The sequence below is a fragment of the Rhodopirellula sp. P2 genome (assembly GCF_028768465.1).
In the GTDB taxonomy this organism is placed as follows: domain Bacteria; phylum Planctomycetota; class Planctomycetia; order Pirellulales; family Pirellulaceae; genus Rhodopirellula.
Genome location: NZ_CP118225.1, coordinates 2,825,662 through 2,840,455, shown reverse-complemented (window position 1 = coordinate 2,840,455; position 14,794 = coordinate 2,825,662). Strand labels below are relative to the sequence as shown.

Sequence of the window (14,794 nt, the reverse complement as noted above, 5' to 3'; positions counted from 1 at the left end):
ACAGTCGGTCTGGTTAATAGGGACGGAGAATATGTACGAACGGTTTACTGACCGAGCCAGGAAAGTCATGCAATTGGCTAACCAAGAGGCTCAACGATTCAATCACGAATACATCGGCACCGAACACATTTTGTTGGGGTTGGTGAAAGAAGGCAGCGGTGTGGCTGCCAACGTATTGAAAAATCTCGAAGTCGATCTGCGAAAAATTCGCCTCGAGGTCGAGAAATTGGTGCAAAGCGGGCCTGAAATGGTGACCGTGGGCAAATTGCCACAAACACCACGTGCGAAAAAAGTCATCGAGTACTCGATGGAAGAAGCACGCAATCTCAACCACAGCTACGTGGGCACCGAGCACATCCTGCTGGGCCTGCTGCGTGAACAAGAAGGCGTCGCCGCTCAGGTTCTGATGAACTTGGGCCTGAAGCTGGAAGATGTTCGCGAAGAAGTGCTCAACCTGCTCGGTCACGGGCTCGAAGGCGCAGAAGTCGGCGAACGCGGTGGCCGTGGTGGCGACAGCGAAGGCAGCAGTGGCGGAAGCGGAAGCAGCAAGAGCGGCAAGAGCAAGACTCCCGCCCTGGACAGCTTCGGCCGCGACCTGACCGAACTCGCCAAGAAAGGGGAACTGGACCCAGTCATCGGCCGCGAACGAGAGATCGAACGCGCCATCCAGATCCTCTGCCGCCGGACCAAGAACAACCCCGTCCTGCTGGGCGAAGCCGGTGTCGGCAAGACCGCCATCATCGAAGGCTTTGCTCAACGCGTCATTGGCGGAGAAGTGCCCGAGATCTTGGCCGACAAACGCATTGTCGTTCTCGACCTCGCCATGATGGTGGCAGGGACCAAGTACCGCGGTCAGTTCGAAGAACGCATCAAAGCGGTCATGACCGAAGTGCGTCGTGTCAAAAACACGATCCTCTTCATCGATGAACTTCACACCCTGGTCGGTGCCGGCGGTGCAGAAGGCGCCATCGACGCTGCCAACGTTCTGAAGCCAGCCTTGGCACGGGGCGAAATCCAGTGCATCGGTGCGACCACGCTGGATGAGTACCGCAAGTACATCGAAAAGGACAACGCGCTGGCTCGTCGTTTCCAAGAAATCATGGTCGAGCCGACCGGCAAGACCGAGACGATCGAAATCCTCAAGGGATTGCGAGAACGCTACGAAGAACACCACCGCGTGCAGTTCACCGACGATGCCATTGTGGCGGCCGTCGAAATGAGCGAACGCTACATCACCGCTCGCTGCCTGCCCGACAAAGCCATCGACGTGATCGATGAAGCCGGGGCTCGCGTGCGTCTTCGCACCATGACTCGTCCACCAGACTTGAAAGAAATCGACGAGCAAGTCGAAACGCTGAACAAGGACAAAGAAGACGCGGTTGCCAACCAAGACTTCGAAAAAGCCGCCAACCTGCGTGATCAAGCTGAAAAACTTCGCAAGAAGAAAGAGCAGATCACTCAAGAATGGCGTGAAAAAAGTCAGCAAACCGATGGCGTCGTCGACGAAGAAATCATCGCAGAAGTCGTCAGCAAGATGACCGGCATTCCATTGACACGCCTGTCAACGGAAGACTCGCTGCGTCTGTTGAAGATGGAAGAGGAACTGCACAAACGCGTTGTCAGTCAAAGCCAAGCGGTCACAGCGGTCGCCAAAGCAGTTCGCCGAAGTCGTTCGGGTCTGAAAGATCCCAAGCGGCCAACCGGTTCGTTCATCTTCGCCGGTCCAACCGGTGTCGGTAAAACGTTGCTCGCCAAAGCTCTCGCTGAATACATGTTCGGTGATGCAGATGCCTTGGTGCACATCGACATGTCCGAGTACATGGAGAAACACAACGTCAGCCGTCTGATCGGTGCCCCTCCCGGATTCGTGGGTTACGAAGAAGGTGGCCAGCTGACCGAAAAGATTCGCCGACGTCCTTACGCGGTTGTGCTGTTCGATGAAATCGAAAAGGCTCACCCGGATGTCTTCAACATGTTGTTGCAAGTCATGGAAGAAGGTCGCTTGACCGACTCCTTCGGACGCAACGTTGACTTCCGAAACACGATCTTGATCATGACCACCAACGCGGGTGCAGAAGCGATCAAGAACGAATCGGCATTCGGTTTCCAAAAACCCGATGGCGATGCGAGCTACGACTCGATGAAGTCTCGCGTGATGGACCAAATTGAACGTGTCTTCCGCCCTGAGTTCTTGAACCGCTTGGACGACACGATCATCTTCCGTCACTTGACCACGACCGACCTGAAGGGCGTGATCGACTTCGAACTGTCCAAGGTTCGCGAACGTTTGCTCGATCGTGGCTTGGCCATCGACTTGAGCGACGAAGCGAAGGAGTTCTTGATCAAGAAAGGCAGCAACCTCGATTACGGTGCCCGTCCACTTCGTCGTGCGATCGAGCAACGCATCGAAGATCCACTCGGCGAAGAATTGCTGCGTGGTGCGTTCGAAGGCAAGGACACAATCATCATCGACGTTCACAAAGACGACAGTGGCAAGATCACACGTCTGAACTTCGAAGGCGAAAAACGCGGTTGGGCAGACAGCGACTCCGAAGAGGAAGCGGTGCCTGCTGCCAGCAGCGATGACCAAGCGAAATCGGACGCTTCGTAGTTCGCTTCACGAATGAATTTGAATGTGCCTCGGCGAGTCCCTCACTCGCCGAGGCATTTTTTTTGCCATCACCCGCCCGCTTCTGAACGGGCGAATCTCCGATCCCAATCGATCGCGATGCCTCAACCAGCCGACAAGCATCCGCCTGCGGACGCGCCCTTGGATTCGCCGAACGCCAAAACAAACCTCAACTCCGCCCTCTGGACTCGCCATCTCGGGCAGGTCGCGGACCTGCAAGACTGGTTTGAGAAACTCGCCGGAATGAATCATCGACTCTGGTTCGATTCGGCCTCGGACCACAATCACGACCGAGGACGCTACTCCTTCTTGACTGCGGATCCGGTTGCTTGGCTTCAGGCATCACTCGCCGACCCTGACCCCTGGCCGACCTATCACGATTGGTGCCTCCGACTATCAAAGCAAAATCGCCCCACGGACCTGCCACCGTTTTGTGGCGGCATCGCCGGGCTGGTTGCCTACGAAGCGGCTTGGTGGCTCGAACCAAGCGTTCAAATGCCACCCTCATTCCTCGGTGAACAGCCTCCGCTCGGCTTGGCGATTGGAGTCTACGACTGGACCCTCGCTGTCGACCATTCCACCGGTTCAGCCACGCTGATCAGCAACGGTCTCAACGAGGATCTGGTCACCGACCCCCAACGGGCCCAGCAGCGCGGCGAAGCAATCCTTGAGCGACTCGCTTCCCCCCGGTGCACCCCCATGGCCAGCCACGCTGAGAAGTCACCGCCATCCATGTCACCGGGGTTCCCCACGGAAATGCCCGGTGTACGCAGCAACTTTGACTCACCTCGCTACATCGCTTCGGTCACGGAGATCATCGACCGCATCCGCGCCGGCGATTCATTCCAAGTCAACCTCGCTCAAACGCTCACTCATGCAGCAACCTGCACCGCAGAGGAACTGTACGGCCGATTGCGTCAGTCGAACCCGGCTCCGTACGCAGCGTTCTTTGACATCGGCAGCGAGCAGATCCTGAGTTCCTCGCCTGAAGGCTTCCTTCAAATCCGAGGCCGCCATGTTGTCACGCGACCGATCAAAGGCACCGTGCCCAGGACCGGCGATGAGATCGAAGACGAACGCTTGGCACAGGTGCTCGGCGGCAGCGTCAAGGATCGCGCCGAGAACATCATGATCGTGGACTTGATGCGAAACGATCTTTCCATCGCCTGCACAGACGATAGCGTTCGCGTCACTGGACTCTGCGAAATCGAACGCTACCAAAGCGTCCAGCACTTGGTGTCGACTGTCGAAGGCCAACTGCGAGACAACGTCCCCATCAGCGAATTGCTCGCCGCATGCTTTCCCGGAGGAAGCATCACCGGTGCACCGAAGATTGAGGCGATGAAGACAATCGCCCGGCTCGAAGGCCAACCCCGCGGAGCCTACTGCGGGTCAATCGGTTACGTGAGCGTTTCCGGCAACGCGGACTTCAACATCCTGATTCGGACCGTGACCCAAAGGGATGGGCAGTGGCACTTCGCTGTCGGCGGTGGGATCACCGCGCGCAGCGAACCGCAGAGCGAGCTGGAAGAAACCTGGACCAAAGCCGCCGGCCTGCTGCGTGCCATTCGCTTGGATCAAGAATAGCCAGCAAGCACAAAATCCAATCGCGAGTCACGGATTGGTTTCGTTCAATTCCGCAGCCAACTTCTCGCGGAAGATCTTGCTGTTGTGCCGAATGTCGACTGGCAACGGCTGATCGCGGATGACAAAACGCTCGATCCGATGCGTGAGTGGATTGCGTGCCGCACGGTCTCGCAGCCGCGCCTCGAGCTCTTGTGTTCGACGGGAATCACCACCGATGGAAAGATCGACCGGCTGAACGACCAGCACAGGCTCCTGCTCGCCCGGCTTCCCCACCCCCACCAAAGCACACTTCTCGACCAAGTCATCCACATTGAAAACAGACTCACACGGGATGGTGAAGAACGTTCGCTTGGAAGAGACAATCCGATGAGCCTTCCGACCACAAAACCAAAACCGATCTTGCTCGTCCAGGTACCCCACATCGCCCATCCGATGCCAAAATGGATGCTCCGAACCACCTGACTCATCATGGACTTTGTGCAGGGCGTTCTGATCCACGCGAGTGACGTACCGCCTGGTCACCATTGGACCGTTGACGATCAACTCTCCAATCTTGCCACGCGGAAGTTCGTTGACATCATCGATCGTGGCGATGGGTCCGTCGTTGATCTCGATCACTTTCCATCGCACGCCGTCAAAACGTGAACCGACACAAACGCCCTTGCCCTTGGATGCAGCGGGCCCGGTTTCTGAAATCACGGCACGCGATTCAATCGATGCAATCGGCAACGCTTCCGTCGCACCATACGGCGTTTCGATTCGGGCATCCTCGTGAACAAACCGCCGCAGCGATTCCAGCGTTGCGGCAGGCACGGGCGCTCCCGCCGACAACACTCGCTTCAGCGTCGGAAAGGGTTTCCCCACAGCGTTGGCTTCGCACCAGCGAGTCACCGTCTTCCAAAGCGCGGGCGAACCAAACGCCTGGTCCACCTCCCACTGACGCGCCGCCTGGATCAACTTCTTGGGGTCCACGTCGGCGGGCCGAGTGGGATCCATGTCGGGAATGATCGTGGTCACGCCCATCACGGCATCAAACAGACCGAACAGAGGAAAACACGCCAGATCCCGAGAGCCTTGCCGAATCTCATAGCGGTTTCGAATTCGATCGATCTGGGCATGAAAGGTTTGATGCGTGTAGGCAACCCCCTTGGGCGGTCCTGTGCTGCCAGTGGTGAAGATCACCGCGGCATCATCGAGCGTCTGAACATCCGGAAGCGTCAACGCCGGATTTTGCTCGCCCAATTCCAGGATCTGCTTCAGCGTTTTGCCCCCCCAGAACCAACGCCGCCCCACCGTGATGTTTCGTTTCGCGTTCGGAAATCGACGTCGCAGGATCGCCCGAATCGCCTGCGCCTTTGGAATCCCTAAAAAGCCGTCCGGGTTCACTTCTTGCAAGCAACCTACCAAGTGCTTGCGATCCATTCCTGGATCAATCAGCACCACCACCACACCAGCTTTCATCATCGCAAACACAAGCTCGATGAACTGGGCGCCAAACGGAACCAAGCTCACCAAACGCATGCCGGGCTGGATCCCGGAAGCCAACAACCCACGAGCGATCTGGGTGCTGCGATCGTCCAGCGTTTTAAAAGTTGTCAACGCGTAGTCGCGGTCGGAACCATCTCGCTTGGCAGGCCCCGACGGCTCCGCAATCGCAATGCCGCCCGGCAGAACTTTCGCAACGGCACTCAATCGGGAAGCGACATTGCCGGTTGACCCCGCCGTGCCCGCCAGGACTTGAGATGATTCTCGACTGCATGGACCGTCACTCATTTTCATTCACCAAGACTTCGAGAATTTGATCCGCGATCGATTCCTGCACGACCCGCTGAGCCCCCTTCCAACCTGGGATACCGTTGACTTCGATCAATTGAAGCTCCCCGGTTTCTGTTTCCAGCCAGTCGATCGCGGCGAACTTCAATCCCAAGTCAGCACTGACCTGACGAGCCAATCGATCCCAGGTTGCATCCATCGGCACAAGTTCGCTCTGCCCACCACCGCGAACATTGGTCCGAAAATCCGCCGCGTTGCGACGCCGAATCGCGTGCGAGTGATCGCCAATGACCAAGACTCGCAAATCAACTCCACCTGGCGGCACGAACTGCTGGACATACATGACCGCGTTCACTTGAGCGAGTGTTGAGAACGCCGTCCAAGCCAACTCGGCATCGCGAACACGCATCACCCCGCGACCTTCTCCCCCAAAGATCGGCTTGATCACCACGTCTCCACCAAGGTTTTCAAATGCCTCCATCGCTGCCGCTCGCGATTGCACGACCTGGGTGGGTGGGGTGGGCACACCAAGCGATTGAACGCGAGCCAAGGTCGCGTATTTATCAATTGCAAACTCCAACGCACTGGGCGGATTGACCAAGACGGTGGGCGGATTGACCAAGGCGGTGGGGCCACTCACGCTTTGTCGGCGAACGAAATCATGCAGAACCGCCAGCCGGAACGTGATCTGTTCCATTGAACCCGCTGGCATGGTGCGGGTCAGAATCGCCTCGAAATCCGCCAGCGATCGCTCGCGGGAATCTGTTCCGTCGTGCAGCTGACACCACGCCGTTGAGCCCGAGGGAGTGGACGCCTTGTCGCCACCGCAATGCAGGCGGCTCCTCAATGTTTCGTAGTCCGCGAAGTGCAATTGAACCGAGTGACGCGACGCAGCCGCCTGCAATTCCTTCAGGTGCCACCCCAGTGCAGCAGCACGGCCAAGAGGCTGAGACCGGGACGATCCGGACGTCGCTTCACGCCCGCCGAGCACCAACACATTCGCTCGACTCATAGCCCGAATGATTCTCGCAAAATGCCATCACTCAGCTGTCCATGACGCCAAGATTTCCCCGTTTGCAACGAGTGAATGGTGACCACCGCGGGGCTGAACAGCATCGGATCGACGCGATAAAAATCGTAGTCGTATCGCTGGAAGATTTTCGCGAACGGCTGGCCATGATCCTCGGACGATTCGCTAGGAATTTTTGCGGCCACGCTCTCGATCAGATCGTCCTCGGCATCGATCCAAAGCGTCACCCGGGCCCCGTACAGCATCGCGTCGTTGGTTCGCCCAATGCCACCCACCGTGTCACCGACCTTTGCTGGAGGCGGCAGGGGCGCATCGCCATGAGCCGACATCACACGAGCAACATCGAACTCCAGTGCATGCAGTTTATGGAGCGCCGTCTCAACGCTTCGCGACACCACTTGAGCACTGCCCGCAATGCTGGTGCTCGGAGCAACCGCCAAACAGAGACGACTGGAATCCACGCCACATTCATCCGCCATCGCCTGAATCACGTCCTCCCCAGGCAGCGTCCCTGATTCAAGAACTCCCACGGCGACGTCATCCTCGGTTGCCGGCCGAGACAACTGGAGTTGCTCCAACATTGCCTCTTTCCCGCGAAGCGAACGCATTGGCCCACTCGCCATCGCGAAGTAGTCGCCGACTGAAACTGGCCACCCTGCGTACTGACCGCCCAAGCAAGCCCGAACCGGATGATCCGTCTGAATCGAAACGGCCAGCCCAACCAGATCCTGAGGCGAGGTGGGCGCATAAGAAACCGTCGCCAGATCCCCCAAGCACAGCCGAGCCAATCCCAAACCGGCCGCCAACGAGCCACGGCAATGGACTCCTGCGTCCAACACACGGGCCCCCGCGATCACAGACGCCTCGCAATTCAGTTCCAAGGCGGAATCCCAGAGAGACTCAAAACACCCGTGAGCCATCCGGCAGAGCCCAGGATCGGAAACGGAATGGGACGGATCATTGGAACGAGCGGAATTCATGCCACCAATCTAACGCCCCCTCCAGCAATTGACGATTGGCCCTCAAGCCTTGCGCGTCACCGAACCGACGCTCAAAATGAACACGCTGTGCAATGTCTGCCCAAACGCGTTGATTTCTTTGCCCCAAGTGAGTCGACACGATGCTTTTGAAGAACACCTTGCCTGCCATGACACTGGCCGCTGCGCTCGCGAGCAGCATTTTCTGCGGTGAATTCGCGACCGCAGCGGACGCCAAGCCCCCCAGGCTGAGAGCCGAACCGGAAGTCGGACAAACGGCCAAGGAGTTTCGACTGGAGGCGGTCGCCGGCAAACGTTCGGGCGAGGTCAGTCTCAGCGATGTCACGGGAGAAGCCCCCGTCGTGGTCGTCGTCCTGCGAGGCTTTCCAGGCAGCCAGTGCCCCGCCTGCGTCGGACAAGTCGCTGACCTGGTCAAGCACGCCCGCCACTTCCGCCAACGAAACATCGAAGTCCTGCTGATCTACCCCGGCCCCGCGGCGGAACTCAAAGCCAGAGCCCAGGACTTTCTCCAAGACTCCAAGTTGCCCGCCCCCTTCACAATGCTGCTGGACCCGGATCACTCCTTCACCAAGGCCTACGGTCTTCGCTGGAACGCCCCTCGGGAAACTGCCTACCCGACCACCATTGTGATCGGCAAAGATGGCAAAATTGATTTCGTGAACATCAGCCGCACTCACCGAGGTCGCACCACAGCGACCACTCTCTTGGATCAATTTTGACTTTGCCCCCCGAATCGGCCGCTTGGCTGCAAGCCATCTCAGGAGCCTCAGCCATCGAAGAGGCTGAGCATGTCCAAACGCTCTGGAGCGGCTATGGACAAATCCTGCGAGTCAAACTGAAGCAACCCACCTGGCCGGATTCCGAGCCCTCGACGAGCACCTCCCTGGCAACCCGTGTGATCGTCAAACAGATCTCGCCGCCCAGCTCAACCGAGCAGGGTGGCGCTCACCCGCGAGGCTGGAACACATCCCAGTCTCATCGTCGCAAACTCCGATCGTATGAAGTCGAGTCGGCGTTTTATGCTCACCACGCCATCCACTGCGACGCGTTCTGCCGAGTCGCCAAGTGCTTGGCCCAAGCCGAGTTGCCCTCGGGCCAGATCATCGTTCTCGAAGACCTGGACCAAGCGGGCTATCCGATCCGCCATCGCAGCCTCAACGCCGCTGGCGTGAACCAAGGCTTGCGGTGGCTGGCACACTTCCACGCTCGATTCCTGCACCCCCAGGACCAAGCGGCCCAGTGGAACGACCTGTGGCCGATCGGAACCTACTGGCACTTGGCCACTCGACCGGACGAATTCGAAACGATGCCGGAAGGGGCATTGAAACAGGCCGCCACGGCGATCGATGCGTGCCTCAATGAATGCCAGTTCCAAACGCTGGTGCACGGCGACGCGAAAGTGGCCAACCTGTGCTTCGCCGCCCGCCACCATCAACCTCCTGCGATGGTCGACTTCCAATACGTCGGTCGCGGCTGCGGCATGAAAGACGTCGCTTATTTCTTGAGCAGCTGTGTCAGTGAATCCGACTGCGAGCGCAATGAATCTCGCTATCTCGCGACCTACTTCGAATCCCTGCGAGACGCAATGTTAACTCACGGCACCGAACCAATCGAATTCGCGGCAGTGGAAAATTCGTGGCGTAAACTGTACCCGATCGCCTGGGCCGACTTTGTTCGCTTCCTCGAAGGCTGGTGCCCCGGTCATGCCAAACTCACCGGGTACTCTCAACGCATGACCAACCTGGCACTGGAACATGTCGGCGGCGAGCACACGCCTTCACCGAACGACTAAACTTCACCCAACGAAGAAACGCTGGGCGGCACACCCCTTCTGACTCACAACTGGAATCCTGCGACATGTTGACTCGATCCCTCCTGGCCATCGCAACGCTTTCGCTGTTCGTTGCTGCAACGCCGCGAATCGCCAGTGCCGAAGAAAAATCACCTCCCAACGTCGTCTTCTTCTTGGTCGATGACCTGGGCTACATGGACATCGGCGCCAACAACCCAGACACGTTTTACGAAACCCCCCACATCGACCGACTGTCGCAATCGGGAATGCGATTCACAGACGGTTACGCAGCCAACCCGGTCTGCAGCCCGACCCGCTACAGCATCCTGGCGGGCAAGTACCCCTCTCGCGTGGACGCGACCAACTTCTTCACCGGCACCCGCCCCGGCAAGTTCCATCCCGCTCCGCTGAACAACCGGATGCCCTTGGAAGAAATCACCTTGGCTGAGTCCCTGAAGTCAAATGGCTACGCCACCTTCTTCGCTGGCAAATGGCACCTTGGCCCGTCCGAGGAATACTGGCCAGAACACCAAGGGTTTGACGTCAACCAAGGCGGCCACAACGCAGGCGGCCCCTACAGCGGCAAGCGATACTTCTCACCCTTTGAGAACCCTCGCCTGGAAGACAACACGACCGGGGAACACCTTCCCGATCGGCTTGCCAAAGAAGCCTCCAAGTTCATCGAACAACACCAAGACGAACCGTTTCTGACGTACCTGTCGTTCTACAGTGTCCACACACCGCTGATGGCACCACCCGAACTGGTCAAGAAATACAAAGCCAAGGCTGAACGCCTCGGACTGACCGACCAAGAAGCCTTCGGCGAAGAAGAAAAGCTGTGGGGAAAACCCGAGTGGAAGGGACGCCCCGTCCGACAGCTGCAAAGTCACGCCACTTACGCAGCCATGGTGGAAGCGATGGATCAAGCCGTCGGCCGCGTCCTCCAGCAGATCGACGACCTCGGGCTCACCGAAGAAACCATTGTGATCCTGACCTCCGACAACGGCGGGCTGAGCACATCCGAAGGCTGGCCAACCTCCAACCTTCCCCTCCGAGGCGGCAAGGGCTGGGTCTACGAAGGCGGGATCCGTGAGGCCTTCATGATTCGCGCCCCAGGAATCACGAAGCCAGGAACGACCAGCGACGAGCCTGTTTGCAGCATCGACTTCTATCCCACGATCCTGGACCTCTGCGGGCAAACCGCCCCCCCGCAACAACAACTCGATGGTGTCTCACTCAAACCGCTCCTTCGCGGCGATGAATCACTGGACCGGCAATCGCTCTACTGGCACTACCCTCACTACAGCAACCAAGGCAGCTTCCCCGGCGGAGCCATTCGGGAGGGCGATTGGAAATTGATCGAACGCTACGAAGACGGACGAGTGCACCTCTACAACCTGAAGGACGACATCGGCGAACGGAACGATGTCGCGGATCAACACCCTGAAAGAGTCAACGCGATGCGAGACCAACTTCATCGCTGGTACAAAGAAGTGGACGCGAAATTCCTGCAACCCAAAGATGGCCAGCAACCCTGGCACCCACTGGAGGACTGAGCGTCCGCGGCGAAGAAGCCGCACGGATCGGCTCCACCCTCCCGAGGCTGTCCAGTCGCGGAGCGACGAAAGCCTTGGGTTTCAACCCAAGGTCACCCACGTCTCAACACGCCTCCCAAGTCGCGGAGCGACGACAGCTGGAACACGCCCCGAACACCTGTCGCCACTGCGTGGCTTTCCTGTCCCGGTCGCGACACTCCGATCCTCGGGTTGAAACCCGAGGCTATCAACGATCACCGCTCCGCGGTTGAACCGACAGACAACCAGCCCCACCCAAAAGCCACCGCGTGAAATCCCCGGCGTCCGTGTAGCGATTGAACTCTCGGCGCTCCCACCACAACAGTCGCGGAGCGACGAAAGCCGATAGCCTTGGGTTTCAACCCAAGGTCACCCACGTCTCAACGCACCCATCAAGTCGCGGAGCGACGACATCCGGGAACATGCCCCGAACACCTGTCGCCACTCCGTGAAATCCCCGACATCCGTGTAGCAATTGAACTCTCGGCGCACCCGCCAAACCAGTCGCGGAGCGACGACAGCTGGGACACGCCCCGAACACCTGCCGCCGCTCCGCGGCTGGTCCGTTTTGATGCTGGCTCACGAGGCCTCGGGTTAAAACCCGAGGCTGCCAGCTGTCACCGCTCCGCGGTTGTATTCGCCAACGCAGCACGCATTCACAGGGGTGCGTGCTCACCAGTCGCGGAGCGACGAAAGCCGATAGCCTTGGGTTTCAACCCAAGGTCACCAACACCGCGACACGTCCCCCAAGTCGCGGAGCGACGACAGCCGGGAACGCGTTCCGAACCTCTGCCGCCGCTTCGCGGCTGGTCCGTTTTGATGCTGGCTCACGAGGCCTCGGGTTGAAACCCGAGGCTACCAGCTGCCACCGCTCCGCGGTTGAATTCGCCAACGCAGCACGCATTCACAGGGGTGCGTGCTCACCAGTCGCGGAGCGACGACAGCCGGGAACGCGTTCCGAACCTCTGCCGCCGCTTCGCGGCTGGTCCGTTTTGATGCTGGCTCACGAGCCCTCGGGTTAAAACCCGAGGCTGCCAGCTGTCACCGCTCCGCGGTTGTATTCGCCAACGCAGCACGCATTCACAGGGGTGCGTGCTCACCAGTCGCGGAGCGACGAAAGCCGATAGCCTTGGGTTTCAACCCAAGGTCACCCACGTCTCAACACGCCTCCCAAGTCGCAGAGCGACGACAGCTGGGACACGCCCCGATCACCTGTCGCCACTCCGTGGCTTTCCCGTCCCGGTCGCGACACTCCGATCCTCGGGTTGAAACACGAGGCTATCAACGATCACCGCTCCGCGGTTGAACCGACAGACAACCAGCCCCACCCCAAAGCCACCGACGTCCGTGTAGCGGTTGAACGCGTCATCGCACGAAGGTCTCGCCTACGATCGTGGCGCTCCCTGCTTTCGCTTCCGATACTTGTTCGGATTGTCGGCTTGCCCGGTGATCTCGTACAGAAACATGCTCGGCTTGGTCGGGCGCGGCTTGCCCCACTTGCGACGAGTCAAAGCCAGCGACATCGTCAGCTGATCTTGAGCGCGAGTGATGCCGACGTAACACAGCCGCCGCTCCTCGGCGATGTCTTCGTCCAGCCCACCCTTCAACGTGCGGCTGTGCGGCAGAATCCCATCTTCCATGCCGACCATGTAGACGACCGGAAACTCCAGCCCTTTGGCCGCGTGCATGGTCAACAACCACACCGCGTTCTTCATCGCCAGCTTGTCTTTCTCGCTGCCCATCTCTCGACCGGCGAGCGCGATGTCGGACAAGAACCCCGATAGATCTGGTTCTTCGTTTTTATCTTCGTAAGCAGCCACCGCGTTGGCGACTTCACCAATCGATGCCATCCGAGACTCACGCTCATCAGGCTGGTCGTACAGCCGCGCGATCTCATCCGCGTACGCCGTCCGCTGCAACAAAGTCTCCAGACCTTCTCGCATGGTTTCATTGGAAAGTCGCTGCTGAACGTCTCCCAGCAACTGTTTCAGTTGATCGATCCCGCGCAGTGCTGCGGGAGTCAAATCGGCAACCGACTCGGGATCATTCATCACCTGCCAAACCGGAATCCCCTTGGCAACAGCGCGATCAATCAACATCCTCACGGACTTGTTGCTCAGTCCCCGCGCGGGCGTGTTGATCACTCGTAGCAACGAAATCTCGTCGTCCGGCTGATTGATCCATTTCAAATAAGCCACGATGTCGCGAACCTCGCGACGATCAAAGAACGACTGGCTTCCCAGCATCACGTAAGGCACATCGTGCTTCCGCAGTTCGGTTTCAAACAAACGAGGCTGCTCGTTCGTTCGAAACAAAATCGAGATGTCCTTGGGCTGGATGTGCTCGTTGTCGATCAAGTGCTTGATCTCACGGACGACGGTCTCTGCTTCGGCTTGCTCGTCTTTGTGCTGCACGATCCGAGGACGCTTGCCGGACGGCCGATAGGGCTTGAGCACCTTGTCGTGACGAACCGTGTTGAAGTCAATCAGCGTGTTGGCCATCTCCAGGATGGCACCCGTGCTGCGATAGTTGTCCTCCAACCAAACCACTTTCGCGTCCGGCCAATCCTTGCTGAAACTGAGGATGTGCGACACGTCCGCACCTCGCCAAGCGTAAATCGACTGATCATCGTCGCCGACGACGCACAGGTTCCGGTGAGCCTCGGTCAGGAACTTGGTGATCCTGTACTGGCTCCCGTTGGTGTCCTGGTACTCATCGACCAACACGTGGTCGTACTTGCTCGCTTCACGATCACGAATCTCTGCGTGCTCACTGAACAACATCTCGGTTTGCAGCAGCAAGTCATCAAAGTCCATGGCCCCGCGAGCTCGCAGTCCATTCTGGTATCGCCGATAGCCGGACGCAGCGAAATGTTCCTTGTCGGTGCTGGCAATGCTCATCGCTTGCTCCGGAAACACCGACGCGCTCTTCCAACCGCTGATGATTGAAAGCATGTCGTTGGGTTTCAGAGCCGTGTTGGGCAACCGCAGTTCACGCAGAATCGCTCGCGCCAAAGACTCTTGGTCGCTGCGGTCATAAATCGCGAAGGTCGCGGGAAAACCGAGCGCGGGTGCATGCTCCCGAAGGATTTTCACGCACTGAGCATGAAACGTGCTGATGGTGGGCTTGGGAGGGCCTTTTTGGCCACGTTTCCGCTTTTGTTTTTTGTAACCCAGCAGATCGGCCACCCGATCCTGCATTTCACCAGCCGCTTTGTTGGTGAACGTGACCGCCAAGATACGATCGGGCGAAACGCCGTGCTTGATCAGATTCGCAATGCGAAACGTCACCACACGGGTCTTGCCCGTGCCAGCACCAGCGAGCACCAGGAGCGGGCCAGACAATGTCTGCACCGCTTCGGCTTGTGGCGGATTCAGGCCCGCAACATCAAACGTGCTCAAGGAAGAAGAT

At 58.7% G+C, this 14,794-nt stretch carries 9 protein-coding genes; 5 read left to right on the top strand and 4 right to left on the bottom strand.

Annotation, left to right across the window (positions count from 1 at the left end):
* The first annotated feature begins 31 nt into the window (after positions 1 to 31).
* Positions 32 to 2,611 carry an ATP-dependent Clp protease ATP-binding subunit gene (locus PSR62_RS10060; protein ID WP_274407634.1) on the top strand — a complete coding sequence of 860 codons (2,580 nt, stop codon included), beginning with the start codon at positions 32 to 34 and terminating at the stop codon, positions 2,609 to 2,611.
* Positions 2,612 to 2,728: 117 nt separating this feature from the next.
* The gene (locus PSR62_RS10055) at positions 2,729 to 4,216 is read left to right on the top strand and encodes an anthranilate synthase component I family protein (protein ID WP_274407633.1); all 1,488 of its coding nucleotides are present in this window, start codon (positions 2,729 to 2,731) and stop codon (positions 4,214 to 4,216) included.
* A 27-nt stretch (positions 4,217 to 4,243) separates the two neighbouring features.
* Here PSR62_RS10055 and PSR62_RS10050 read toward each other — a convergent pair whose 3' ends face one another.
* Genes PSR62_RS10050 through mch form a run of 3 tightly spaced genes read right to left on the bottom strand, consistent with a single transcriptional unit; the run spans position 4,244 to position 7,999 of the window.
* Positions 4,244 to 5,989, bottom strand: coding sequence for a fatty acid CoA ligase family protein (locus PSR62_RS10050; RefSeq protein ID WP_274407632.1), 1,746 nt, complete (start codon positions 5,987 to 5,989; stop codon positions 4,244 to 4,246).
* Positions 5,982 to 7,001: an ATP-grasp domain-containing protein gene (locus PSR62_RS10045; RefSeq protein ID WP_274407631.1), complete on the bottom strand. Its 1,020-nt coding sequence runs from the start codon at positions 6,999 to 7,001 to the stop codon at positions 5,982 to 5,984. Before PSR62_RS10045 ends, PSR62_RS10050 begins: the two co-directional genes overlap by 8 nt.
* A complete protein-coding gene (gene mch, locus PSR62_RS10040) occupies positions 6,998 to 7,999 on the bottom strand; it encodes a methenyltetrahydromethanopterin cyclohydrolase (RefSeq protein ID WP_274407630.1) in 1,002 nt (333 codons plus the stop codon). The genes PSR62_RS10045 and mch overlap by 4 nt, the downstream gene beginning before the upstream one ends.
* A 140-nt stretch (positions 8,000 to 8,139) precedes the next feature.
* Between mch and PSR62_RS10035 the strand changes: the two genes are divergently transcribed.
* The 3 genes from PSR62_RS10035 (at position 8,140) to PSR62_RS10025 (ending at position 11,365) form a co-directional block, all read left to right on the top strand.
* Positions 8,140 to 8,736 carry a peroxiredoxin family protein gene (locus tag PSR62_RS10035; protein WP_274407629.1) on the top strand — a complete coding sequence of 199 codons (597 nt, stop codon included), beginning with the start codon at positions 8,140 to 8,142 and terminating at the stop codon, positions 8,734 to 8,736.
* Positions 8,733 to 9,809 (top strand): oxidoreductase family protein, encoded by a 1,077-nt coding sequence (locus tag PSR62_RS10030; protein WP_274407628.1) that lies wholly within the window; start codon positions 8,733 to 8,735, stop codon positions 9,807 to 9,809. Before PSR62_RS10035 ends, PSR62_RS10030 begins: the two co-directional genes overlap by 4 nt.
* Positions 9,810 to 9,874: 65 nt before the next feature.
* Positions 9,875 to 11,365 carry a sulfatase gene (locus tag PSR62_RS10025; protein ID WP_274407627.1) on the top strand — a complete coding sequence of 497 codons (1,491 nt, stop codon included), beginning with the start codon at positions 9,875 to 9,877 and terminating at the stop codon, positions 11,363 to 11,365.
* Between the two features lie 1,403 nt (positions 11,366 to 12,768).
* On the opposite strand, the gene PSR62_RS10020 is transcribed toward PSR62_RS10025, so the two are convergent.
* Entirely contained in the window at positions 12,769 to 14,784 is a 2,016-nt protein-coding gene (locus PSR62_RS10020; RefSeq protein WP_274407626.1) for an ATP-dependent helicase, read from the bottom strand.
* Positions 14,785 to 14,794 lie beyond the last annotated feature (10 nt).